This is a genomic window from Pseudomonas sp. 57B-090624, from assembly GCF_003234055.1.
GTDB classification, from domain to species: Bacteria; Pseudomonadota; Gammaproteobacteria; order Pseudomonadales; family Pseudomonadaceae; genus Metapseudomonas; species Metapseudomonas tohonis.
This window is the reverse complement of record NZ_QKRU01000052.1, coordinates 25,183-50,447: the sequence shown is the minus strand read 5'-3', so window position 1 is coordinate 50,447 and position 25,265 is coordinate 25,183. Positions and strand designations below refer to the sequence as shown.

Sequence of the window (25,265 nt, the reverse complement as noted above, 5' to 3'; positions counted from 1 at the left end):
GATATAGGCCTCGTAGGTCTGCGGCTCCACCAGCGACTGCCAGCGCACGTAGATCAGCCGGGGCACGTCCGCCCCACCCACCTGCTTGCCCGCCCCTGCCCCGGGTTGCTCCGGCCAGCCGCGCGGGTCCGTGCTGTCGATGTCCTTGGGGTGCTGGGTCGAACCGATCCCGCTCATGGCGCGGCGGAAGACGCGCTCCTGCACGTCCACCGCATCGGCAGTCTCGATCCACACGTCCATGTAGTTGGGAGTGCCCAGGCCCAGCCGCCAGGAGTCGTAGGGCAGGCGGTGGGCGCCATTGGCACAGCCGGCCAGCCAGGGCAGCAGCATCGCTGCCAGCAGCACCTTGAATTCACTCATTGGGGTGCTCCTTACGCTGCATGCCGTCGGCCGGGCGGTTGATGAACACGGGACCCAACGCGCTGTTGTTCCAGCCCTTGGCGGCATTCCAGTTCGCCGAGAGGTGGATGTAGCGGCGCCGCAACAAGGCGACTTCTTCGTCCGTAAGCGGGGTGAATGCTTCGCCCAGGGCGAAGGCCTGCAGCTTGGCGGCGATGGGTTGCAGTTCGCCGGGCAACGCAAAAGCCTGGGTGCCTGGTATCGCTCTGAAGCCCACACCGGCGCGCAACGCCCACTCATGCATGATGCGCAGGTACACCAGCGACAGCTCACCGCGCACCTCACGCTCACCGGAGATGGCGGCGTACACCCGTTTTTCCGCCTGGGTGTCCCGCGTGCGCTGCTGGGTCTGGACCGACCAGGTGACGATGTCGAGCCCCTCGGGGGCTACGTAGGCCAGCCAGCGACGCGCTTCCTGATCGAAGCGCCGTCGGGTGCGGACGAAGGCAGCACTGCGCTCGTTGGCGAGCTGAGCGATCTCGACGCCGCTGTCCGGCCTGCTCAGCAGCAGCTTTTCCCGGGCCAGGGGCAGGTAGCCACCGCCGATGTCCGAATGGGCGCCCGGCAGCACGATGTCCTGTTCGGCCTGGGTAAGGGAGAAGTTGTGGCGGTACTCATCGTCGGCGACCAGGTGAATCACCTTGCGTGCGCTGCCGGGGGCCAACCGCAGGTCCACTCCGGGGTTGCGGGCGTTGTGCGGGCTAAAATCCAAGCGCGCCGGGGAGACGATGCCGGCCACGGTATCGAACAAGCCGATGAAGTTGAGGGCGAAGTCGCGACGATGGCGCCAGGCGAACCCACCCGCCAGCAAGGGCGAGCCACTGGGTAGCGAACCAGCCAGCAGGCTGCTGGCACCCTTGAGCAGGTCATTCGCGCAGTGCCGCGCGGAGGCGGCGCCCCGGCTGAAGCCGAACAGGTCAATTTCGATACGACGAATCTTGGCGTGGGGATTCGTCCCCCTGAAGCGGTCCAACTGCATCGATGCCAGGGCAGGCATCTCCTTGACCCGCCCTACGACACCAGTCGCCCCCTCGCCGGTCCCCTGGCCATAGAGGGAATCGCTCTCGCCGCTGCGGGTACCAATGCCTTCGATGTAGACCTTGAGATAGGCCTCTTCGGCTCCAGGGGGCAAACGCTCGAGCGTGTCGTCCCGATACAGCTCATAGAGTCGCGCGACATTGCTGACATCGTTGCCGTAGCTGTTGTCCGGGGTGTTGCCTCGGCCGTCATACCCGTAGGCAGCGCAGTGCTGGCGGATGTCTTCGCCCATCTCCGTCGACATCTCGAAGTTGACCGCATAGCAGCCTGCCACCGTCTCGCTGTTGGCCAGGTTGTTTCCGGTGCCGTCGAAGAACAGGCCCAGGTGCAGCACGATGCCGTCCTCTTCCAGTTCCTCCTCTTCCTCCTCCTCTTCCAGCGGATCGCTGGTGACCGGCTTGGGAGCGGCCCGAGATGGCGCTGGGGCAGGCGGCACCGGGGCCACGGCAAGAGCCGGTGCAGGCCCAGCAGCGACCCGGGCTGCCCCGCTGCCCGCCTGATAGCTGGCATCGAACTGCACGGGCACCAGCTGCGACCTGCAGGGGCAGCCGCTCACGCTGTCGAGCGTGCCGGCTGCGTAGGTGCCGGACCTGAATCTCTGGATGCCTCCCAGAATGGGGTACATCTTGCCGTCCTTGCCGCACATCACCCGATCACCCTGGCGTGCCATGGGCAGCCCACCCAGGCGGAAGGTCGGATCGCCTTCCAGCACCACGCCACCACAAGTCGTTTTGTCGCCCTGGCGAATGAAGTAACCGATAGCCATTGAATGCCCTCTCAAGGGGCGCCTCCACGCGGGTTGCGTCCCTTATCCGTTGATGTTGGAAGCGCCCCCTTGCCAAAGAGCAAGGGGCTGGGTCACAGGCTCGGCGGCGGGATCACGACGGGTATATAGGAAAGGACCGAAAGCCTCGAAGGGCCGGTCGGAAGCGGTGGCTGGGGCGACAGGGTTGTCGTTGGCTTCCCGCCCACGGGGTCGCGGTGCGGAAACAGTGCCCGCCCGGAGGCAGCCGGGATCAGTAGCCCGACACTGGAAACGGGGCTGGCGGAGTGCGCCGTGCGAATGGAGGAGAAGGTGCTGGCTGACTGGGGCGATTGACATGGCGCTGTCTGCTTTAGCTGTTGTGGCTTTAAAGCAAGCGCTTAGGCACGGTGGTTTCCGGGCATTCATGAACTTCTGCCACCTTCACTGGCAGGGCCTGGCCCCTCTCGCAGGGAGGGGTCTTTGGGGCAACGGTATTGCCCCAAGGCGATTGAAATGGCTCTGCCTGCGTTAGCTGTTGTGGTTTTAATGCAAGCGCTCAAGCACGGTGCTTTCCGGGCATTCATGGATTTCTTCCACCTCCACCGCATGGGTTTCGCTTCGCTCTACACCATCCTACGAAAGCCTGTGCGCACCACGTGGCGATGCGTTAGACGAAGAAAGTTGGAGCAGCCGCCAACGCCCCTCCAGGAGGCCGAACGCAGTCGTTGCGCAGGGGGACGAGTGGCATGGATGCCACGAGAGGCGCGACTGGCCATGGATGGCCCTTCGCGCCGGCCCCCGGAGCGGCGATGAAGTGAGGGAACCCGACGCAGTCGGGCCGGATGATGGGGCAAGTTTTTTGGTTCCTTTTCAACGATTGGAAAAGGGACTCGCCCGGGAGGGCGAAACCAGAAGCACCAACAAAACTCGGCAATCAGCTGGGCTTAGTTCTTCTAGCAACACTTAACGCAGACAGAGCCATTGAAATCGCCCCTACGGGTGTACGCCGGGCGGGGGCTTTCGCGAATGAATTCGCACACGGGGTGCGTGCGGCTAGCTGCCGTACACCTTCTGCGGCGGGGTGGCGTCGGCCAGCAGGCGGTCGATGACGCCGCCCAGTTCTTCGGGATTGAAGCGCGCGCCCTTGTCGAACTCGGGGCCCTTGCGCCAGCCATCGGCGATGGAGAGCTTGCCGCCTTCCACTTCGAACATCCGCCCGGTGACGCCCTGGGAGGCTTCGGAGCCGAGCCACACCACCAGGGGCGCGACGTTCTCGGGGGCGAAGTGGTCGAAGCCGTCTTCGGGCTTTTTCATCACATCGGCGAACACGGTTTCGGTCATGCCGGTGCGTGCGGCCGGGGCCAGGGCGTTGGCGGTGATGCCGTAGCGCGCCAGTTCGGCGGCCTGGACCAGGGTGAGGGAGGCGATGCCGCCCTTGGCGGCTGAGTAGTTGGCTTGGCCGATGGAGCCCTGCAACCCGGCGCCGGAGCTGGTGTTGATGATGCGCGCCTGCAACCTTGCGCCGCCCTTGGCCTGTTCGCGCCAGTGCCTGACGGCGTGGCTGGCGAGGCAGAAGTGGCCCTTGAGGTGCACGGCCATCACCGCGTCCCAGTCGGCTTCGCTGAGGCTGGCGAACATGCGGTCGCGGCAGATGCCGGCGTTGTTCACCAACACGTGGAGGTCGCCGTAGGTGTCCAGCACCTGGCGGAGGATGGCCCCGGCGGCGGTGTAGTCGGTGATGTCGCCAGCGTTGGCGAAGGCCTCGCCACCCCCGGCGCGTATCTGCGCCACCACGGATTCGGCGGCGGGCAGGTTGATGTCGTTGACCACCACCTTGGCGCCCTCGGCGGCGAAGGCCAGGGCGTAGGCGCGGCCCAGCCCGCCGCCGGCGCCGGTGATGAGGACGATGCGGTCTTGGCAGATTGGCATTGGAGTTCTCCGTTTGGGTAGAGCAGGTTTTCCGGGGCGCGTTCAACAGCGTGAAGGGCCCCGTTAAAGCCGTTCGATGATGGTCACGTTGGCTTGCCCGCCGCCTTCGCACATGGTCTGCAGGCCGTAGCGCCCGCCGCTGCGTTCCAGCTCGTGCAGCAGGGTGCACATCAGCCGGGTGCCGGTGGCGCCCAGGGGGTGGCCGAGGGCGATGGCGCCGCCGTTGACGTTGGTGCGTTCGTGGGGGTAGCCGGTTTCCTGCAGCCAGGCCAGGGCGACGGAGGCGAAGGCTTCGTTGATCTCCACCCGGTCGATGTCCTCCAGCTGCATGCCGGCGCGCTTGAGCGCGTGGGCGGTGGCGGGGATGGGGGCGGTGAGCATCCAGATGGGGTCGTCGGCGCGCACGCTGATGTGGTGGATGCGCGCGCGGGGGGTGAGGCCGTAGCGTTTGAGCGCAGCCTCGGAGACCACCAGCAGCGCGCTGGCGCCGTCGCAGGTCTGGCTGGCGACGCCGGCGGTCACGCGGTCGCAGCCGAACAGCGGGTCCAGCGCGGCCATCTGGTCGAGGCTGGTGTGGCGCGGGGTTTCGTCGTGCTCGACGCCGGCCAGGGGGACGATCTCGCGGGCGAAGCGGCCCTGCTCGATGGCGCGCAGGGCGCGGCGGTGGGATTCCAGGGCGTAGGCTTCCAGGGCCTGGCGCGAGAGCTCCCACTTCTCGGCGATCATCTGCGCGGCGCGGAACTGGGTCGGCGGTTGCGCGCCGTAGCGCTTCACCCAGCCCTCGGAGCCGGAGAAGGGGTCGCTGAAGCCCAGGGGCTCGGCGGCGGTCATGGCCGAGGAGATGGGGATCTGCGTCATGGTCTGCACGCCACCGGCGATGACCACGTCCTGGGTGCCGCTCATCACCGCCTGGGCGGCGAAGTGCACGGCCTGCTGGGAGGAGCCGCACTGGCGGTCGATGGTGGTGCCGGGCACGGCCTGGTGGAGGCCGGCGGCCAGCCAGCAGGTGCGGGCGATGTCCCCGGCCAGGGGGCCGATGGTGTCGACGCAGCCGAAGATCACGTCGTCGTAGTCGGCGTCGGGAATGGGGTTGCGCGCCACCAGCTCGCGCAGCACGTGGGCGCCCAAATCGGCGGCGTGGATGTGGCTGAGGCCACCCTTGCGCCGCCCGGTGGGGGTGCGCAGGGCGTCGACTATGTAGGCGTCGGGCATGGCGGGTCTCGCTGCAATCTGTGGAGAAACGGCTGTTGTAGGGTCTTGAGTGGCTAGAACGTGTGGCCGGCGCCGGGGGTGATGGCGCCCGAGAACAGCGCCTCGCGCACCCGCGCCTTGTGCCAGCCACGGTCGCCCCAGACCTTGTCCAGGGCCCAGGCGCGCTTCATGAACAGCTGCAGGTCGACTTCCCAGGTGTAGCCCATGGCGCCGTGGGTCTGGATGGCGTTCCTGGCCGCCAGCAGCGCGGCCTCGGCGCAGGCCAGGCGGGCGTGGGAGACCTGCGCGCCCTGCCCCGGCAGGTGGTGGGCGACGGCGTAGGCGGCGCGGTAGAGCGGTGCCTTGGCGAACTCGATCTGCACTGCGGCGTTGGCCATCAGGTGCTTCACCGCCTGGAAGGCACCCACCGGCTTGCCGAACTGCTTGCGCTCGAAGCTGTAGTCCACGGCCAGGTCGACCATGCGCCGGGCCAGGCCCAGCAGCTGCGCGGCGGTGCCCAGGGCGCCCCGGTCGTGGGCGGCGGCCCAGAGCGCGCGGCCCAGCTCGCCCTCGGCCACGCAGGTGGCGGCGCCGGGCTGCCAGTGCACGCGGAACAGCTGGCGGCTGGGGTCGACGGACTCGTTACGGGTGAGGTCCACCTGCTCGCGGCGCACGGCGTGCACCTCGTCGCCGTGGGGCAGCAGCAGCAGGCCGGCGATGTGGGCGTCGGCCACCAGCGGGTTGCCCGGCTGGCCCACGGCGAGGCGCGCCCGGCCTTCGGCGATGCGGGTCAGCCATTCGCCCTGCAGGTCGCGCTGCTCGGCGCCCAGGCCGGCGAGCAGCGGCACGCCCACCAGCATGGTGTCCACCAGCGGTTCGGGCAGCGCCGCGTAGCCGCATTCCTGGGCCAGGAGGATGAAGTCCAGCTCGTTCATGCCCAGGCCGCCGAAGCCTTCCGGCACGGTGATGGCGGTAAGGCCCAGTTCGGTGAGCTGGGCCCAGAGTTCGTCGCTGCGGCCGCCCTCCACCTGCCAGAGTTCGCGGATGCGCTCCGGCGTCACTTCGTTGGTGAGGAACGCGCGGACGTTTTCCTCGAACAGCTGCTGGTCGTCGCTGAATGTGAAGTCCATGGCGCCCCCGTTATGCGCGCGGCATGCCGAGCATGCGCTCGGCGATGATGTTGCGTTGGATCTCGTTGGTGCCGGCGTAGATGGGCCCGGCCTGGGCGAAGAGGAAGCCGTCCAGCCAGTGGCCGACCTCCCCCGCGTCCGGTGCCTCGGGCAGCAGTTCGCCGCGCAGGCCGAGGATCGACAGCGCCGTCTCGTGCATGCGCTGGTCGAGCTCGGACCAGAAGATCTTGTTGGTTGAGGATTCCGGGCCGATCCTGCCGCCCTTCACCAGCCGCGAGGCGGTCATGTAGGTGTTGAGGGTGTAGGCCTCGGCGTCGAGCCAGGCGCGCATCACCGCCTCGCCTATGGCCGGGTCCTGGTCGGCGGCTTCCTGGTTGGCCAGGTACAGCTGCACCAGGCGCCGCGCGGTTTCCTGGAAGCGCGCCGGCGAGCGCAGCATCAGCCCGCGCTCGAACCCGGCGGTGGACATCGCCACGTGCCAGCCCATGCCCTCCCCGCCCAGGACGTTATCCACAGGCACCTTCACGTCGTCGAAGAAGATCTCGGCGAAGCCCGGCAGGCCGTTGAGCTGGGCGATGGGGCGGATGGTGATGCCCGGGCTGTCCAGCGGCAGGAGGATGAAGGTGAGGCCGTGGTGGCGGCTGGATTGCGGGTCACTGCGGAACAGCCCGAACAGCCAGTCGGCCCACACGGCGCGGGTCGACCAGGTCTTCTGGCCGTTGATCACGTAGTGCTCGCCCTGGCGCTCGGCGCGGCAGCGGATGGCGGCCATGTCGGAGCCGGCGTTGGGCTCGGACCAGCCCTGGGCCCAGACCTCCTCGCCGGTGGCCATCTTCGGCAGGAAGCGCGCCTGCTGGGCAGCGGTGCCGAACTCCATCAGGGTCGGGCCGAGCAGGAAGATGCCGTTCTGGTTGACCCGCGCCGGGGCGCCGGCGCGGTAGTACTCCTCCTCGAAGATCAGCCACTCGATCAGGTCGCAGCCGCGCCCGCCCAGGGCCTTGGGCCAGGTGACCATGCCCCAGCGGCCCTCGTTGAGCTTCGCCTCCCAGGCGCGGTGCTGGCGGAAGCCCTCTTCGCAATCGAAGGAGGGCAGCGGCTGGGCGGGCACGTTGGCCGCCAGCCAGGCGCGGGCTTCCTCGCGGAAGGCCTGTTGCGCCGGTGTGTAGGTCAGTTGCATAGGTGTCAGCCCTTGAAGTTGGCGGCGCGCTTGTCGACGAAGGCATCGCGGGATTCCTGGGAATCCAGCGAGCGGTAGGCCTGCAGGGTGAAGCCCTGCTCCCAGCGGTATTTGTCTTCGAGGTTGCCGTCCTCGATGCCGGTGAGGGCTTCCTTGGCCAGGGCGATCATGGCCGGGCTCTTGGCGGCGATCTTGGCGGCGATGGCCAGGGCCGCGTCGCGCAGCCGCTCGCGGGGCACCACGCGCTCCACGGCGCCCAAGCGGTGGGCCTCGGCGGCGTCGATCATCTCGCCGGTGAAGTACATGTGGCGCACCTTCTGCACCGGGAACAGGCGCTGCAGGTGGGCGCCGCCGCCCATGGCGCCACGGTCCACCTCGGGCACGCCGAAGCGCGCGCACTCGGAGGCGACGAGGATGTCCGCCGCGCCACAGAGGCCGATGCCGCCACCGAGCACGAAGCCGTGCACGGCGATGACCACCGGCTTGGGGTTGCGGTGCACGGCGCGGAAGCTGTCGTAGTTGCCCTTGTTCACCGCGACGATGCGGTCCGGGTCGGCGGCCAGCTCCTTGATGTCGACCCCGGCGCAGAAGCCCCGGCCCTCGGCGCGGATGACGATGACGCGCACCTCGGGCGCCGCGCCCAGGCGCTCCAGCTCGGCGGCGATGGCGGCCCAGCCGCGGCTGTCGAAGGCGTTCACCGGCGGGTGGTCGAAGACCAGCTCGGCGATGCCGTTGTCCTGCGTGACGTGAAACGGTGTGGTCATGGCCCTCTCCCCCTCAGGATGCGCGGCGGCACAGCTCGGCGAGCCGTTGCTCGGCCTGCTGCACGATGGATTCGATGAGTTCGGCGCAGCCCGGCAGGCCGTCGATGGCGGCGGCGACCTGGCCGGCGGGCAGCACGCCCTCGGCCGGGCGGCCCTCGACCATGGCCTTCTGGATCACCATCGGCGCGTTGGCGGCCATCAGCGTCTGCGCGGCGCTGAGGCCGTCGTTGCCCCGCAGCTTCAGGGCGCTGGCCAGCAGGGCGGCGAGGCTGGCGCCGCTGTGGCGGCGGTAGGCCAGGGCACTGCGCAGGGCCAGAAGCAGGCGGCCGAGCCGGCCGGAGCGCTCCAGGGCGTCGAGCAGTTCGTTGCGGATCATTCGTTGCGGCAGGCCGTCGATGGCGCGGCTGACGATGATCGCCGCCGGGTCGCGCACCTTCAGGTAGCGCTCCAGGGTGGCGGCCGGCACCGGTGTAGGGTTTCGAAATTAGCGCAAAAAAAATGAAATAGTTGCGACAAGAATATTTTTCGTAGGAAGGGGCACACCCTATTTTTAGCCGGCCACATCAGAAAGCTAATTACGGCTCGGGTGACCAGCCCTACCATGCAGGCTCTATGCACCTCCTGATGAAGAACAACACATCAGACTAGCAGACGGCGCGAAGGTCACTGGCTCAATGGGCATGGGGATATATAACACTGAGCCGCGAATAGCCTTTGGCTTTCTAGGCCTGACTGCAGAATGCTCTGCCTGTTATCTTGAGACAGCCCGTACCCCTGTCACAGACGGGCTGAGGTGCGCACCAGTACCGGAATTGGCACTGGAACCTGGGTCTGTAAGATAGAGGAACTCCTAGTGGGTAAGCCAAAAAACTGCATCATGTGTGCTGTTGAAGCGAAATCGGCGGAACACATTTTTCCAGCAGCGCTAGGGGGTCGTAGGACAAATCGCGGCATCTACTGCGTCCAGCATAACAATGGATTTGGCAGGCTGGTTGCCCGGCTGGAAGGCCAGCTTGCAATGATGAACGCCGCGCTAGAGATCAGGCCTGATCGCAAAGAGGCACCTAAGCCTTTCACATTCCATCACGAGAATACGAAGTATGTATTGCTAGGCTCTAGTATTGAGGTCGATCTGCCGGCGCCCTTTGACCCTTCTAAAGTCGATGTGAATGGCGAATTTGTACTGCAGGCCCCGAACTTGGAAGTCGCTAAACGTTGGATTGAGGAGAATTCTGGCGGGGAGTGGCGGTTTGAAATTAAGGGCTCAGCGGGAGTTCAGAGTCATTATCAGACGGAACGTAACCACATCCATTTAAGATTTGGAGGCGTGGACTTTCTGCAGGCAGTGGCTTATTTGGCACTTACCTTCTTTGCCCACAGTTTTCCAGTGGAAGCTCGGCAGCCAGGACTTGATCCTCTGAAGGCTCTACTGCTTGAAGACTTAAATGATAACAAAGCGAGCTTTCCGGAGAGTTTGGCTTGGTGGGATGGGCGGGATCCTAGGGACGTCGTGGGAGAAAACCCTTACGCGTTCGGACACGCTGTAATGGTAGGAGTATCGGAGAAAACATCCCATGCTTATGCATATATATCGTTCTTCTCATGCCTAAACTTGGGCATTGATCTCGGATATGTAGAGCCGCTGGGAGAGATCCGGAGCGTCAGGTCTTTTATTGACCCCACCTCGGACAACGCACGCGACTCGGTAACGGAGCTTAAGGATGAGCAGCACTCCCCTGTACTAGGGGATCGAACGCTGTCGCTTCACGATATGATGCACTCAGGATCAGCAACGGCGGCGCTCGGACAGTTCCTACGAAAACTATCTGACCTTCACTCCAATCGAACTGTAACGAAAATAATGGAAGAGTTTACAAAAATTGCTGACAGTAGAACAGCACGAAAAGAGCAAATATTTCTTGACATTATTCATATGCAACGCCAGCTAATATTCAACCTCCTCTCAAGAGCAGTTGAAGAAATGAGCCCACTGTTCTCCGACTTTCCGAACGTTCAGAATATGCTCCAGATGTTCATTCAGGGTGACCTTTCTACGCAAGACGGACTGACAAATCTAGCTTCGCATATCATGCACCTCACCTTGCAATTGTTTGCGTTTGAACTAGGTCGACTGCACAACGAAAATCAGTTTAACGCAGACAATCTGAAAAACTTACTTTATGGTGCAGCCGGAATGGAGCTTGTTGTTCGCCAGGTCATCCAGCCGCTCATATCTAAAAACCTTTAGAGATAATAGGCAACGGAAATACCTGCCGTGCAAATTTCATAATATTGTAGCTATCACGATATTCGGAGCGCTGCATGCACAACTAACACTCCGAGCACAAAAGCGCTTCCCATCGCTATTCTTTCAAGGCAAATACCAACGCCCTTCGGCAGTTTATGGACAAGAGCCTGTCCGAGCCTCTAGCTGTGACAGAAGGAGTTAGCGACACTTTACGTGCACGCCTAACTTGGCATGATTAGATCCCACATGTGCCAGATCCGGATGTCCCCAGGGTTACCACCGCCGACATAAGACCAAGCCCGCTGGTGAGCACTCACTGCAGAAACAGGAGCGTAAACTGGCTTCAGATCTAAATGCTTGCCAGAGACGGCAATGCTTAACAGGGCAGCCTCACTACTGAGTTGAACCTCTAGGTGATCAAGATCTCTATGTTTGGGCTTCCGGTACGCGAGCATCATGCCAGCTTGCATAGCCCATCCATAATCACCAACAACAAATCTTTGCAATCCTTGGGTGGTATACAAGCTCATGGGCTTAGCCATACACACCACCTTGCTTTCAATGAAGATTCCCACAAAGCGTCGACCATATGAAATCGGACTATTCGCAAGTCTGATGACGATATCTGGCTGTTTATTAATCGAGGATCCATTGTAGTTAGAGACATTCTCTCCACGGCCAACCTTATCGAACATTTCGCTGGTAAACCCTGGGACAACAGCGCTGCTAGAGTCCAGCATTTGCATCAATAACTCACAGATGGCGTCGGAATACACATCCTCTTCCGGAGCCCCGGAAGCGATCTCCATCAGATGATGAGATGGGTTGGCACAAATCAGCCCCCACGCATGGCTAATAGCTCGTGCAACAACCCGAATGACGTTCGGTGGCAATGCGGCTGGGAAGCCGGAGGCGTTTCCAATGTGCGGAAGGGGATTTCCGATGAGCGCAGTCATTGGAGCCCTCGACTAAGCACCGGGTGGCCCCGCTTAATCAGATCCAAAGCCAATGTTCTTGCGGAAGTTCGGGACCAATATCTGCGCTGATTCAAAATTCCCACATAAAGAGATTGCTCGTGAGCGACCTCGACCAAGGATGCATCCAATTCATTACCGAGACCAATAGCCGTCATAATAAACTCTGCATCCGGCCGTTTTTCCTCATTACTTGGCCCAAGGCGAATGAAATGCCAAGGGCAATCACTGTCTTGTAACGCGAACTCAACAGTCAGAGGGGTATCACTCATGTCAAATGGTTCGAGTGCAGACGACAAGGCAGATCTGAATGTTTCGGCAGTTATTCTATCAATCGATTTAATCGCGTTTGTGCGAACACTCTTGAAGGGTAGAGAAAACGCAAGACGATCCTGTATGAGATTTTGATCAGCAATGCGTAACCTGTAGAGCTTAGAAACGAAGTTTTCTATCTCTCTCTCTAACTCACACCCACCATATTCCAACAGAGACTTAATCCGAGATAGCTGCTCTATCTGCTCAGATTCTAGAATTTCCAAAGGCTTGACCGGAAAAAGCTCTGCTTCATATTTTTGGAGCGTGCTTCGTTCGCAACCAATTTTACTGCTAGTCATCAAAGTGAAGTACAGGAATAGCTTACTATTAAAAATAGTGCTTAGATAAACAGCAAGCAACTCGGGGCTTGGAGCACCAGCGCAACTATAGCCAATAAACGACCGACTATATGCAACTTCTTCATACGATATAAAGGAAAGAGGATGCCCCCTCTTCGAACTAGGCGACTCACGAAGAAATACCAATGGCGGAGCATAGTTCTTCTCCTCTCGCGTTCGGTGAACACGATCAAACGGAAACTGCTTAAGCTCCGAAACAGGCGCCACATACCAGTCAATATTGGGTGCAGTAGGTAAGTCCTTCATTCGCTGGAGAAAAGACGCATTCACGCCTTCAGTGCCATCTTGGCGTGTTTGATAACCATGCGTAGCCGGGACATCCAACATGTCCAGATAGTTTCTCAGACTTGGATAACAAAGTTCCTCAATACGATCCAGAAGCTCGACATCCAGCGCATTACCTTTTGCTAAGGTCTTAAAAAGATGGCTATTCTTTTCCACCTTGGCGACGTCTGATGTCCAAGCGTCTTTACTATCAATTCGTACCCTTCCCTCCCGATTAAGACTCTGGTCCTCTACAGGAGTTACCGCAAAAAATTCACTATGTTCCGTTGAGCGCCTATTATGCGCCAAAAGCAAGCAGAAGTGCGCCGTCATACTTGGCCACACCTCTGTATTCCTAAGCTCCATTCCATTCAATACATATTTAACATCCAATCCTTGGAAAATACGAATACGCGCGTCATGCCCCGGCTTTGTAATCTTGGTCAACAGTCGACCATGGAGGGCGAATGCCAAAACTCCATCTGGCTTGGCAAATCGAGTCGCTGCCCAAACAAATGGTAGGTCAGGAACCCCATCAGGATTAGAACATGGCTCTAGCCCTCGATGGACCATATGTTGGGCTGCAATCTGGCTAAGCTTTTCTCTCCGCTCAGGGTTTTTCGTGGAAGTCCAAGGTGGATTTCCAATAACCAAGTCAAACGCACCTTCAAACTTAGCGATTGCCCCAGGAGCAAGGCTGCCAAGTTTTATATCTTGCCCAACATCCCACTGCTCTGCTGGCATTAAAACAGTATCTTGCAATGGAGTAAAAACAAGATCCTTTAGGTCCGCCGCGTCCGAATCAAGCTCAAGCGCTGTTAAATATAGTGCGAGAGCTGTTAATTGCCTCGCAGCAGGGTTTATGTCGAACCCCACCAGTTGCTTATTGAGAATTTCACGGATGATTTTTGTATTTGGTTTTACCCCGGTCGCGTGCCATCGCCCCTTCACTAGCCGACGGAAAGCCGCAAGCAAGAACACTCCTCCGCCAGACGCAGGATCAAGAATTCGAGCTTTATGGGCTTCCGGCCCTAGCAAGCTAAACGAATGATCTAAAAGGTACTCGGCCAAGTGCCGAGGAGTGTAATAAACACTATTTCCCTTGGCCGAGGTTTTATCAAACCTGTGAGCAAAAACCTCGTAGACTTGACTGAGAAGTCCGACCGGCACATAGGAAAAGTGGAGGTCACCCCACGAAAACTGAGTTTGATAGACCCCCTCGCCCAAGGGCCGATCACCACACATAATGGCCGTTAGATCTTTGAGGGCTGACCCGCCCGAGGAACTATGCAGATTTTGGAAATAGCTTACGGAGCCTCTGTCCGGTAGTTCAAGGAGATCGCCATTGAAAGTGGTATCTAGCCAGTTGCATGTCGCTGCTGCGGCCTCAGGGGTTTCAAAGCAATTTCGGACATTAGAAACACCGCGTAGCGGCTGCTCCAATGGCACGATTTCTCGATCCCCGAGAAAGCGCATGAAAAGGGCTCGGCCCACTAAAGCCAATGCTTCAGAGGCATCGATTTGCCGGACGTTAACTAGGTGATCTGTAACGGAGTTCAGCAGCGCAAGCATGAGCTCATGCGCACCGCAAGTAGTCTCTTTGCTTGAGCGGATAGGTACTGCACCAACTATCAGGCGCGCGAAGAGGCCTGGCTCCAGTTTAGTTGACTGAGCAATCGGAGCCTGGTTCTCCCTGATATTCCCCAGGGTATAGACCTGTACAACTCCGGGTCTGACCACCGCAGCATAGGGTGCGTCCGCACGCAACCCCAATAGCCTCATGCTCCGCTGCAACTCCACCTCGGAAACAGCAGGACCTTGATGATAGTTGAGGATGTAAACAAACGGCTGGCCCTCATGCATGACCACCGCTTCGGGAACAAGATGTTCCTGCTCATTGGCACGTACAAGCCCAATAAAATCGAGGTGCTGCGGGGACAGGCTGGCCGGCCGGAGTTCCAGCACATTCTCTTCAGGCACGCGCAAGGCATCTGCGACGCCCTTGGCGGTGAGAGATGCATCCATGAATGCTCAGCTCCAGTTTTAATGTTAATCCTAACCTATTGAATCTAGGAGCGACAGGTTAATTTTTATGTATATTATCAATGTTTTTTGGATAATATACATAGCCAATGCACGCTATCAGGAGGGTGTATGAGTAGGGCACCACGGGACGGAACCTACAGAGCTGCTTTTGGCGCTCGCCTGCGACAACTCATCGATGCAGAGCTCAAAACCTCCCTGAACGACATTGCAGACGCTCTAGGCTATAGGGATGCTTCTACTTTGCGCTCAGCGATGGCCGGACGTTGCGGACTAGATCTAGACAAGCTTGCGACCCTTGCTGCCTGGTCGAGACACAGAGGGATGCCCGTAAACCTCCACTGGCTATTAGTGGGTGATGGTGAGCCCATCCTGAAAGAGAACCAGCACCCCTCCGCTACTGCAGAGTGGATGACTCCAGCGCTGCAGGAGGCACTATGCGTAATCGCAGATGCAGCCCAATCAATTCCTCGCACACCTCCTAGCACTTAACGCCCGTACTTAGGTTTAGCAATGACAATAATGCTGTATAAAAATACAGTAAAGATAAATGAATCAAGGCTCCTGGCAATCAAAGCGACAGGTGGCTAGCTACGACACCCGGCTGTAAGCGTCTGGCCAACACACCTCCCTGATCCCTCCAGCTAGCGGCATGGTGTCCACCTGTTTTTGGTGGACACCATTTCAAGCCCCTTGCAGAGGATCTCCCGTGCCAGGCCAACGCCGCTCCTATCCCAAATCCTTCAAGGCCCAGATCGTCGAGGAGTGTACCCAGCCCGGCGCCTCGGTTGCCGGCGTGGCCTTGAGCCACGGCCTTAACGCCAATCTCGTGCACAAGTGGATTCGCCGCCAGCAGGCACAGCTGCCCGCGGTACCCTCAGGTTTTATTCCAATTCCTCTCGTCCCGAGCGGGCCGGCTACCCCGAGTGCGGCCGACAGGGCCATCCAGATCGCAATTCCCCATCGGACCGGCAAACTGTCGGTGCAGTGGCCGGGCAACGACCCTGAAGGCTGCGCCCGCTTTCTGCGTGAGCTACTGAAGTGATCCGCATCGAGCGCATCTGGCTCGCCACCGAGCCGCTGGACATGCGCGCCGGCACCGAAACCGCGTTGGCCCGGGTGGTTCAAGTGTTCGGTGCGGCGCAGCCGCACTGTGCCTACCTGTTCACCAACAAGCGCGCCAATCGGATGAAGGTGCTGGTGCACGATGGCTTCGGCATCTGGCTGGCCGCTCGCAGGCTCAATCGAGGGCGCTTCGTCTGGTCGGGCAATTGGCAGGGACAGCAAGTGGAACTCAACCCCGAGCAGTTGCAGGCCCTGGTGATCGGCCTGCCCTGGCAGCGTCTTGGGCCCAATGCCGAGATCAGGCTCCTGTAGCCGACGTGCAATTAGGCCAATGGCCTATCGCCGAGGGCGCCGGGATTCCTCACACTCGACGCCATGAACCCTGCCGCTTTCGATCAGCTGACACCCGAGCAACTGCGCCAACTGGCCGCGCAGTTGAGTCGGCGCGTCGATCATCTGGAGACGCTCAACCAGCGCTTGAACCACGAACTCGCCGTGCTACGGCGCCACCGCTTCGCCCGCCGCAGCGAGCAGCTCAATGCCGACCAGCTCAACCTGCTGGACGAGATGATCGAGGCCGACATCGCCGCCATCGAGGCAGAGCTTGAGGCGGCCCGACCAGAGTCCGCCAAGCGCGAGCTACGGCAGCAGCCCAAGCGAGCGCCTCTGCCGGCCGAACTGCCGCGCACGCTGATACTTCACGAGCCGGACAGCACCCAGTGTGCCTGCGGCTGCCAGCTCAAGCGCATCGGCGAAGACGTCAGCGAGAAGCTCGACTACACCCCGGGCACCTTCACCGTCGAGCGGCATATCCGTGGCAAGTGGGTCTGCGCCGCGTGTGAAACGTTGATCCAGGCCCCAGTGCCTGCGCAGGTGATCGACAAGGGCATCCCGACTGCGGGGCTGCTGGCTCAGGTCATGGTGGCCAAGTTCGCCGATCACCTGCCGCTGTACCGCCAGGAAAAGATCTTCGCCCGCGCCGGGCTGGCCATCGCGCGTTCCACCCTAGCGCAATGGGTCGGCGCTTGCGGCGTCCAACTGCAACCTCTGGTCGATGCCCTGCGCGACTGCCTGCTCCAGCAGGACGTCATCCTCGCCGACGAAACCCCGGTGCAGATGCTCGCCCCGGGTACGAAGAAGACCCAGCGGGCTTACGTCTGGGCCTATGCTCCCAGCCCCTTCGCCGACCTCAAGGCCGTGGTCTACGACTTCAGGCCGAGCCGGGCCGGCGAGCACGCGCGCAGCTTCCTGGGCGACTGGCAGGGCAAACTGGTCTGCGACGACTTCGCCGGCTACAAGGCCAGCTTCGAGCAAGGCGTGACCGAGATCGGCTGCATGGCCCATGCACGGCGCAAGTTCTTCGACCTGCATGCTGCCAACCAGAGCCAGCTGGCCGAGCAGGCCCTCCAGTACATCGGTCAGCTCTACGATGTGGAACGCGAAGGGCGAGAGCTGCTCGCCGAACAGCGACGGCAACTGCGCCAGGATAAAGCCAAGTCGATCATCGATGGCCTGCATAGCTGGATGCTTGGGCAGCGGCAGAAGGTGCCGGAGGGCAGCGCGATCGCCAAAGCACTCGACTACAGCCTCAAGCGTTGGGCAGCGTTGGTGCGCTACCTGGATGACGGCAACCTACCCATCGACAACAACTGGATCGAGAACCAGATCCGCCCCTGGGCCCTGGGACGCGCCAACTGGCTGTTTGCCGGCTCGCTACGCAGTGGCCAGCGTGGCGCAGCCTTGATGACGCTGATCCAGTCAGCCCGCCTGAACGGACACGATCCGTACGCCTACCTGAAGGATGTGCTCATGCGCCTGCCGACGCAGAAGGCCAGCGCCCTGGCCGAGCTGCTGCCGCACAACTGGGTGCCCGCCGGCAAGGTGTGATGCCCGTTCGCTTACACCCGGCTGGGCATAAGGATTAGCAACGAGACAGCTGTGCGCTGGCAAAAAGACGATCATCTGCGGGTTGCATAAGGAAGTGGCGCAAATGATCTCTAGCCAAAACGCCGTCACGTGAAGGAGTAAGACCTGACCACCCCTGGAATATGTGGACAGGCCTGTTGTCCTTGGAGCTCGACGAGGTGCGGACAGCAAATCCGAAGCTACCAGGGAGCGACGCTCCTAGGAGTTAGACAGCCTGCATGTACTGCACGACCGGTTTGGCCATCACGCGCCTGCAAATTGAGGCAAAGTCCACACCTTGCTGCTTGAGCAGTTCAGCTGCCTCGGCTTGCCAGACTAGGTCACCCTGTTCGAAGAAGGTTGTCCGAAGCTGCCGTACGATCTGTAAAGAATGGGCGGCGAATGTACGGAAGTCGTCGAGCCCCCAGTAGAGCAGCCCTGTGGCATGAACAGTCGCAGCCGAGCTGATCTTGATTGCAGGTGTGACCAATACCGTTAGGAACTCGCACTCTGCTGACTCCGCCACATTTGCTCGCATCCAGTCTGGATGGGATGTAGCTTGCCGCGCCTTGGTAACACTCAGAGTACCATCAGTAGTATTCACATAGTCCTCGAACACAATGCATCGGGAGTCAGAGATCCACCAGGGATCTGGAGAGCCCTCGCTTTCGACTTTCCCGGCATTGAAGCCCAGCAGCGTCCCAAGATCTTTTTGTGCGCGCTCAAAGGTCTCATGCCGTTGAAGCCCGTCGAGAATCGACTGCTCCAGCTTTGCGAAATCACGGTCATGGGTAGCGCCTAGACGTGTCAGCTCAGCACCTATGCGCTCCACCTGGCGCTGCAACGCGATGTCGTCTGCTTGGGCCGTGACAGCATCTCCGACCTCCCTCCGGGCAAAGGCCGTTAGCCAGGGAATGTTGGGGGCACACTTGTGGGCGTCTCGATAGTACTGCCTTGACTTCGCAGCCATGGCTGCATTGCCGCTCTGTGCCGCGAGATGACATGCAGAACCGGCCAAGTAGTTCCAGAGCGCCCTGTAACCGCGCAGATCTGGTGATTCAAATATTCCCAAGACCCGATCAGCAGCAGCTATGGCACCATCATAGTCATGCCGCCAAAGCGCAGTCTGATAGTCGATCTCAGCCCCAACTGCTTTTTCAAGCTCGCGGATCGCAGGCAGAAATTGCTGCTGAGCACGATCACGCTCATCCAGAATCTGTCTATTGACGGATTCCCAATCGCGATCGTTCTCCAGAAAAATCTCGAAGTTCTCCACCAGATCGGTAAGCTCGGTATCTTTCGATTGGTGGGCACCAAAGGTGATCTCGGCCTGAAGCTCAGGATGAAAGAAAGGGCGACGACGAAGATCAGCCAAGTAATCGGGGAGTTCTTCTCCGGATACGACCACTGCTGAATAATCCTCCAGCGAGCGAGTGCATCGGCCTATGGCCTGTACTACACGAGTCTGAATCCGCTCATTGTAGAGAGCGTTCGCCGCCATCCGGGTCATGAGGAACCGCTCTTGGGCATTCATCGCCTTGGGCAGACCCTCAATGAAGAGCAATCGGCATTCATCACCCGCGAAGTCAATCCCGTCATAGCGGTTGGCCACAACGGCTACCGCTTGCCGTGAACCTACAAAGTCAGCTTTCGATTCTTCGATGTCGCTCGCGTGAAAAACAGGATATTTAAGATTCTGACCAATCTCTTCGGCGATCGCTGCGGCGGCCCTATCGCTGGGAACAAGAACGACGCTTCGACCTGCTCTCTGCATCAACTCCCTTCTTAGTTCTACGGTCTGATCGGGAGTGAGCGACATTTCCGGGAAGATGAAAAACCTCCGCCCGACACCTTGCGTGTCCCAACCATCCGGAGCTGGAAGACGTGTAATCGATTTTCTCCCCGTCAGCCGCTCCAAGTCGCCACCTGCGCCTAGTGTTGCGGACATGTAGATGCGTTGCTTGGCATTCTCAAACGCCGGATGAGAAAACGTTGGAGGTAAAAGTGGACGGATCAGGATCTCCTGAGAAGACAGATAGATATGGCACGCGTCCAAGTGCCCTCGGATCAGGGACCACGGGTAGGCGAGATCGGTATTCTCCGTATGAGCATCTAATATCTCGACGATTTGTGGAGTGAGCAGAGTCAGGGTAGGAGTGGCAAGTTTCTCTACCCATGTGCGATCCACCACGTCCTCCCATACGCCTCGCAGCCGTGACAAGTCAGTGGGTGTCAGGTAGGGAGTAAACGCATTGCATAAGGCTTGGTGAAGAGCGGTGTACCGTTCATCGAGTCGGCCAATGCGCAACGTCCAATGCGAAGCGATGTAGTTTTCGCTGGCATGGGCATCATCGACAAATATTACATCGGCCTGGTCGAAAAATGGGTTGGTGTTAAACAGGCTGGAATAGGTGGTTATCGCGATTTTTTCAGCCTGGAGGTAATCTGTTCTATCAGCAGGGAGGAAGTGCCGCTGCCCGCCCACAAAAGTTGCGACAGACAGTCCGTACTTTTCATTAGCCTGTTCAGCGACTTGGTAAACTAGTTGTTTAGTAGGGCAAAGATAGACAACCCGCTCTTTGAATTTTCTGCGACGCCATTCAGCGATCAGTAGTCCAACGAGAGTCTTACCGCTTCCGGTAGGCAGTTGTAGAGCCACATCAGGCACTCTAACTGCTTTTGCCGCGTACGCCTGCATCATGGCTGCTTGGTGCGGCAGAACATCGGGAAACTTTCTACGGGTCAGCTCTCGAAAAAGCTTGTCCGGCGTCTCTGGAACTGATGAGGCGGTAAGTGGGGTCTTGAAAGCCATTTGTCCACTCCTTGTGATTGACCGTAGGACATTGCTGGCGGAGGCCTAGCCGCGACCGTCGACCTCACTCACGCCCAGCAGAAGCATTGTGAATTTGAGGCTGCTGACTATATGTGTGGCCGTGCTTAAAGCAAAGGGTGACGCAGCACCGCCTATGCGCCATCCCCCTACGTCATGACGGTCACGCTTTTATCAAGCTGCCTTTGGGTACTGCATCGTAACGCCACCAGTCAAGCTTGCTCAGAGCAATTTCCTCGAGGAGCTACGACCGCTTTGAAAAGGCCCTGCGTGCTCAAGACTCAGGACATACTCAGCAAAATCAGTTAAAGAACAGAACCCTGAGTCGTCGATCTGACCATGACGCTGCAGGTGATAACCCTGCATGCCGTAAGCAATCGGGCCATGCATGTCAGCACTGGCTGTATCTCCGAGCATTGCGATAGCCGAAGCCTCGTAGCCAAGCTGCTCCGCCACCCGTTGATAGATCTCAGGCTCTGGCTTAATTGCGCCGACCTCGAAGCTCCAGACGTAAACGTCGAACGCCGGTAATAGCAACTTGGCCGGGATGGCATAGGGGGCAGCGAGATTGGAGCACAATGCAAGCTTAAAGCCCGCCTTCCTGAGCTGACTCAACGCGTCAAGGGTGTCATCGAACAGGCGAATGCTTGCTAGCTCGGCAAAGAGATCAGCCTCCATGCTGGCAATAGTAGAGAGGCTAATCTGCCCACCGAAATAGGCCGCTGCTCCTGCCAGGCCTAGACTTTGAGTCATGAGCGTCCGTGCATCGTCTGACTTTGGCCTTCGCCCTTGAAGCCGCAACTGCTGCATTAGCTTGCGAAAAGGTCGCCGCCGCTCGCCGATCTGCAGGAGGGTTCCATACACGTCAAAGACGACAGCTTTCAACATACCCCCTCCAAGTGCCCTGGCCCATTCACGCAGATACTATAAGGGGAACGATGAAATCTGCCGTGGAGGTAGTGATCGTGAAATGCACCGATCAACCAGTTGAAACGAGCCTAGATGTCGCTTGCGATGTCTGCCGACAAAGCACCTGCGTGGAAGGCTACGGCCCCCAGTTTGGAATCCTGCAGGCCCAGTGGGGTTTGGGCTCTATGCATGATGGCAAACGCTACGAGGTTCGCCTTTGTGAACCTTGCTTCTTCCGTACACTTAGCGCTTTGAGCCGCGAACGCATGGTCAACACCATGTTCGACGAGTTTCCTGATATCGAAAGAGAGAAATTCGGCCTGCTAGGATCTGATGATCTCAAGAGCGACCACTAAACCCAGGAACTCTTTTCCCTCGACTTTATGAAATCATTCTTGGGTCAGTCAGCATGGACAAACTTCACGACAAGCTGGATCTGCCGAAAGGCCACTACCACCTGCATCAAGCCATTCTGGCTGGGCTGCCAGCTTCTTTGATTTTCGATCTAGCTGTGGAGCTCGGGCAACCGGCTGCTCAAATAGCGGAATGGATCGGTGCGCGCTCCATGTCCCTAGACTCAATGATGCCTATATCCTCTAGCGAGGCCTTTTGCCGGCTTGTCCGTGCACTGGATAGCCTTGGGGATCTTTATGAAAGCAATCTAGAAGGCGCGATCTCCTGGCTGACCACACCGAATAAAGTGCTAGCCAAGGAGCGCCCCGTTGATCTGCTGGCGACAGAAGCGGGCGGCCATGCAGTACAGCAGGCCATTCATGCAATTGAACATGGCCTGCCTGTCTGACACGCAAGGTTATCGGATCATGTCCTGGAAGCGGTGTAATCGCGGTTCAGCCGAAGCACCGTCAGGCGTGGAAGAGACATGGTATATCGCAGACTAGGTGGCAGGGTTGCTCACCTGCAGTTCCCTGCTTTTCGGAAACCTGCTGCTAGCGCCTCACTTTCTAAGTCAAACGATACTTGGTTTTTTGCTGAGACCTGACCATAGCTCGGACATCCAACAGGCAGGTGGTAAACTCCGCTTCGCCGGTTACCGATGATCAACGTTCCGGCTGCCTGGAGAGGCTGTTTTGCCGTGGCCACCTGTTGCGCGGGAGCACTTGCCGTCTTTGATGCCACTCCTTCTCCAATCGGCCTATGGCCTAGCGACCAGACGCGCTCCCCTGTTACAAAAGGGTTTGAGAAGCCGACCACTCTCGCGATGCGTTCGTTGCGCTCGCGCTCCCATGCGGTAACTGGGTATTGATTGTTCCAAGCCATCAGCAGTCGCTGCTGCTGGCGTGACATCCTCAGACTGTACCGATCAAACATGTAGAACGTAGTCCGTGCCACAAGGCCCTTCACTTCATTTCTTGGCTCAGCGGTCCTAGTGCCAAAATCGATTCTCGTATCACACTGTCCGTACTGTGTAGATACGTCACTGACGGTCCCGTAGTTGTAATTGGCCCGGTCACCATTTACCTCCCCCACAGCCGGGTACAGGTTAAACAGGTCAGCTTCCATAGCTCGAAAGACAGAATCCGTCGCTACACAGTTCTTTCGACCACCGTTTTGCCAGCATTGCCGTTGGTGCCCGAAAGTCCACGCTGGAACAATGTGCTCCCACTCCGTCCGCGCAGCCCGATTTTCCTGTTTTCTGACTTCATATCCGCAGGAGCTGTGGTCGACACGCCCACCAGTTTTCCCAACCCATTGCCACTTACAGCCGCAGTACAACTCCCCTTGATCACTTTCGGCATGGTCGAAAAAAACATCACGCTTCGCGATGCTTTTTGCCTCGTCGAATGTCGTGGGCCCGCTTGCGAATGAGCTTGTGGCGAAGGTCAGGCTTAGCGACAGGAGAAAATATGCAAGCTTCATCGGAAAATTTATTGCCTTGGAAACGCCGAAGCAGTGTGCCGTTCTAGTGTTCTCGCGAGAATGGCTAATCAAAGTTGATTCTCGGCCTCAGAAGGATTGTCGCGGCGGTAGATCCAACTGGGCGAAACGAAGACGAGACCGTACACTCGGGTTAAGGCTGGTCTGCGCGCTTCACGCCGTCTGTGAAGCCACGTAGGCTAAAGTAGGTTTAGCAAAACGGGCGATTGCCCATCGCCGTAGATGACCTCATATCCAAATTCCTCCATGAGGTCTTTGTCGCCCCAGATATTATTGAAACCAGTGCAGTAATTGAAAACAAGCTTCTTCACATCCTTCGCGTCATGAAGGACGCGGGCCACAGACTCCATGTGCGGATGCTTAGTGTTGCTGGCACCGTTCGAGCTGAAGATCCAAGTCGGCGCCGACAACAGTGATGCTAGGGCCCGGTCGGTGTTGTTGCGGCTGCCATGGTGGGCGACCTTTACAACGTCGACCTTAAAGCACCCGCTGGGTGAAAGCTTGCGCAGGCTGTCCGCGACAGTCGACGGGTAGGCGTCACCGAGCATCAGCGCGCGTCGTCCGTCAAACTCCAGAACCAGCGCAATGCTAGAGCCGTTGGGGATAGCATTGTCCTCCACGAACCTGCTCTCGGCCAGCGACGGCACGTCGATGGGCCCCATAGGTTCCAGGCCTGGTATCCCCAGATCTAACGCCGGCAGCTCCTCGCCCCTGTCTTCGGCATCCTCCGCCACACCGAACTCTTCGATGACTTCGTCCCAGCGCTCGCGCAGCTTAGCCAACTGCGCGTGGGCGGGGCCCAGTACAGTCACCTTCATGCCTCCATCAAGGGGATAGGTTGCGACGCTGCCATCCGCTTCGAGCGCAATGGCCTTTCCAGCGGCAGCTTTGTTCCAGGTCAACTTGTGGTCCTTCTTCAGGATCTCGGAGAGGCGGATACCTTCCTTGATACCCATCGGCTCTAGACCTAAGGCCTTCATCTGGTCCCAGCCGTTGAACCAGACGTCGCCGAAGGTGATGCCTGCAGGCAGGTTTTCCATGAGTTCGAGGATGCCCTGTATATGGTCTAGGTCGATGTGGGTCACGACCAGTAGCTCGAAGTGCAGCGGCGTACCGATCGCATCAATCCGCTTTCGGAGGTGATCTCGTCCCGTCGCTGTGATCCCGCCATCAATCAGGATGTGGTTCACCACACTCTCCGACCCGTACTCAATCCACAGCGCATCGCCTCGCTGGGCCGGCAACACATGGATGCGAAACACGTTGCTCATCTCCGCTCCTCACTCAGTCGCAGTACCGTGAAGAACTCTCCTGGGACGGTGATGCGACCCAGCTGAAGCACGAGCGACAAGGCCCGACGCGTGCCCTCGACCTGTGGTCCCGAGCGGCCTTCGGCCCGATCATCACCTTCGAGTGCTACCAGCACGTCCGTCAGTCGGCGGACCCCCGTCCCGAGGAAAGGTAGGCCGCGCCGGACGGCCTCCAAGGCATACCCGCGTAGCTTCTCGACATCGATCTCCTCGTCACCTCCAGATTCACCGTAAGCCAGAGTCATCTGTGCCATTGCAATCGCACCGTCGGGGATCTCAGGGTAACGGCGATATAGGTTACTTACCCAGTCACGCCAGTCAGGGGCCAGTTGAGCATTCGCCTCTTCCGTATGTGACAAGAGCATGTAAGCTCCGGCTGCTGCCGCGACGGGGTTGACGGTTTTCTCAAATAGCCACGTGTGGGCCAGCCCAAGCATCATCTGGCCTGCCTCGACTAGTCCGGTGTGCAGAAAGCCGAGCAGGCTCATCGCTTCCACATCGTCAATCTCGGGTGCACATCGCCAGCTTGATGGGGTTGCTCGCGAATCCTTAAAGGTCATCGCGATGTCAGTGACCTCAGTCACCCGCACCGAGGGCTTTACGATCTGTCCCAGACGGTTTCGCGACGTGCTGGCCCACCCCTCCGGAAAAACCGCGTAGTAAGTAGCACCGTTTGGGGCACGTATGTCTGCAAAGGCGCGGACTCTTCTGACATCCATCTTCGCGGGTGCCGGCGGCAGTAGCCACGCACTGCGCTCGTCAGACTGCACAAGG

21 protein-coding genes are annotated in these 25,265 nt (G+C 59.4%); 6 read left to right on the top strand and 15 right to left on the bottom strand.

The features are described 5' to 3' along the window. From DMX10_RS22510 to DMX10_RS22470, 8 genes are all read right to left on the bottom strand, one after another. The coding region (locus DMX10_RS22510) for a DUF2931 family protein (protein WP_146603047.1) at positions 1–360 on the bottom strand (360 nt) is incomplete at its 3' end. Further along, positions 353–2,203 (bottom strand): phospholipase effector Tle1 domain-containing protein, encoded by a 1,851-nt coding sequence (locus DMX10_RS22505; protein ID WP_111263166.1) that lies wholly within the window; start codon positions 2,201–2,203, stop codon positions 353–355. The genes DMX10_RS22505 and DMX10_RS22510, both read right to left, overlap by 8 nt. A gap of 1,032 nt (positions 2,204–3,235) precedes the next feature. Continuing rightward, positions 3,236–4,111, bottom strand: a complete 876-nt coding sequence (locus tag DMX10_RS22495) for an SDR family oxidoreductase (protein ID WP_111263164.1) — start codon at positions 4,109–4,111, stop codon at positions 3,236–3,238. A gap of 63 nt (positions 4,112–4,174) precedes the next feature. Next, positions 4,175–5,323: an acetyl-CoA C-acetyltransferase gene (locus tag DMX10_RS22490; protein ID WP_111263163.1), complete on the bottom strand. Its 1,149-nt coding sequence runs from the start codon at positions 5,321–5,323 to the stop codon at positions 4,175–4,177. Positions 5,324–5,376: 53 nt separating this feature from the next. Next, positions 5,377–6,432: an acyl-CoA dehydrogenase family protein gene (locus tag DMX10_RS22485; RefSeq protein WP_111263162.1), complete on the bottom strand. Its 1,056-nt coding sequence runs from the start codon at positions 6,430–6,432 to the stop codon at positions 5,377–5,379. 10 nt (positions 6,433–6,442) lie between these two features. Then, a complete protein-coding gene (locus DMX10_RS22480) occupies positions 6,443–7,609 on the bottom strand; it encodes an acyl-CoA dehydrogenase family protein (protein WP_111263161.1) in 1,167 nt (388 codons plus the stop codon). Positions 7,610–7,614: 5 nt separating this feature from the next. Beyond that, on the bottom strand, positions 7,615–8,373 hold the full coding sequence (locus DMX10_RS22475) for an enoyl-CoA hydratase family protein (protein ID WP_111263160.1): 759 nt from the start codon (positions 8,371–8,373) through the stop codon (positions 7,615–7,617). Positions 8,374–8,386: 13 nt separating this feature from the next. Beyond that, positions 8,387–8,839 (bottom strand): nitronate monooxygenase, encoded by a 453-nt coding sequence (locus DMX10_RS22470; protein WP_256604848.1) that lies wholly within the window; start codon positions 8,837–8,839, stop codon positions 8,387–8,389. A 387-nt stretch (positions 8,840–9,226) separates the two neighbouring features. On the opposite strand from DMX10_RS22470, the gene DMX10_RS32575 reads away from it, so the two are divergent. Continuing rightward, positions 9,227–10,621, top strand: coding sequence for an HNH endonuclease (locus DMX10_RS32575; RefSeq protein ID WP_146603046.1), 1,395 nt, complete (start codon positions 9,227–9,229; stop codon positions 10,619–10,621). A gap of 221 nt (positions 10,622–10,842) precedes the next feature. Here the strand turns inward: DMX10_RS32575 and DMX10_RS32570 are convergent, their stop codons facing one another. Together DMX10_RS32570 and DMX10_RS22460 are read right to left on the bottom strand one after the other, a co-directional pair. Further along, the gene (locus DMX10_RS32570; protein WP_146603045.1) at positions 10,843–11,577 is read right to left on the bottom strand and encodes a hypothetical protein; all 735 of its coding nucleotides are present in this window, start codon (positions 11,575–11,577) and stop codon (positions 10,843–10,845) included. Further along, a complete protein-coding gene (locus DMX10_RS22460; protein ID WP_111263158.1) occupies positions 11,574–14,558 on the bottom strand; it encodes a class I SAM-dependent DNA methyltransferase in 2,985 nt (994 codons plus the stop codon). The genes DMX10_RS32570 and DMX10_RS22460 overlap by 4 nt, the downstream gene beginning before the upstream one ends. A gap of 727 nt (positions 14,559–15,285) precedes the next feature. Between DMX10_RS22460 and DMX10_RS22455 the strand changes: the two genes are divergently transcribed. From DMX10_RS22455 to DMX10_RS22445, 3 genes are all read left to right on the top strand, one after another. Next, positions 15,286–15,621, top strand: a complete 336-nt coding sequence (locus DMX10_RS22455; protein WP_023083681.1) for a transposase — start codon at positions 15,286–15,288, stop codon at positions 15,619–15,621. After that, positions 15,618–15,953, top strand: a complete 336-nt coding sequence (gene tnpB / locus DMX10_RS22450) for an IS66 family insertion sequence element accessory protein TnpB (RefSeq protein WP_111263156.1) — start codon at positions 15,618–15,620, stop codon at positions 15,951–15,953. The genes DMX10_RS22455 and tnpB overlap by 4 nt, the downstream gene beginning before the upstream one ends. Before the next feature lie 63 nt (positions 15,954–16,016). Next, positions 16,017–17,528: an IS66 family transposase gene (locus tag DMX10_RS22445; protein WP_111263155.1), complete on the top strand. Its 1,512-nt coding sequence runs from the start codon at positions 16,017–16,019 to the stop codon at positions 17,526–17,528. A 244-nt stretch (positions 17,529–17,772) separates the two neighbouring features. Here the strand turns inward: DMX10_RS22445 and DMX10_RS22440 are convergent, their stop codons facing one another. Together DMX10_RS22440 and DMX10_RS22435 are read right to left on the bottom strand one after the other, a co-directional pair. Then, complete coding sequence (locus DMX10_RS22440) at positions 17,773–20,358, bottom strand: DEAD/DEAH box helicase (RefSeq protein WP_111263154.1); 2,586 nt, start codon at positions 20,356–20,358, stop codon at positions 17,773–17,775. A 240-nt stretch (positions 20,359–20,598) separates the two neighbouring features. Beyond that, complete coding sequence (locus DMX10_RS22435) at positions 20,599–21,264, bottom strand: HAD family hydrolase (protein WP_111263153.1); 666 nt, start codon at positions 21,262–21,264, stop codon at positions 20,599–20,601. Between the two features lie 50 nt (positions 21,265–21,314). On the opposite strand from DMX10_RS22435, the gene DMX10_RS22430 reads away from it, so the two are divergent. Both DMX10_RS22430 and DMX10_RS22425 read left to right on the top strand, forming a co-directional pair. Next, positions 21,315–21,641 (top strand): hypothetical protein, encoded by a 327-nt coding sequence (locus DMX10_RS22430; RefSeq protein ID WP_111263152.1) that lies wholly within the window; start codon positions 21,315–21,317, stop codon positions 21,639–21,641. A gap of 53 nt (positions 21,642–21,694) precedes the next feature. After that, positions 21,695–22,087 (top strand): antitoxin Xre/MbcA/ParS toxin-binding domain-containing protein, encoded by a 393-nt coding sequence (locus tag DMX10_RS22425; protein ID WP_111263151.1) that lies wholly within the window; start codon positions 21,695–21,697, stop codon positions 22,085–22,087. A 110-nt stretch (positions 22,088–22,197) separates the two neighbouring features. Here the strand turns inward: DMX10_RS22425 and DMX10_RS22420 are convergent, their stop codons facing one another. The 3 genes from DMX10_RS22420 to DMX10_RS32565 form a co-directional block, all read right to left on the bottom strand. Then, a complete protein-coding gene (locus tag DMX10_RS22420) occupies positions 22,198–23,163 on the bottom strand; it encodes an endonuclease (protein WP_111263150.1) in 966 nt (321 codons plus the stop codon). Positions 23,164–23,360: 197 nt separating this feature from the next. Then, entirely contained in the window at positions 23,361–24,452 is a 1,092-nt protein-coding gene (locus DMX10_RS22415; protein WP_111263149.1) for a ComEC/Rec2 family competence protein, read from the bottom strand. Next, a complete protein-coding gene (locus DMX10_RS32565) occupies positions 24,449–25,051 on the bottom strand; it encodes a hypothetical protein (protein ID WP_146603044.1) in 603 nt (200 codons plus the stop codon). The genes DMX10_RS22415 and DMX10_RS32565 overlap by 4 nt, the downstream gene beginning before the upstream one ends. Positions 25,052–25,265: the final 214 nt, after the last annotated feature.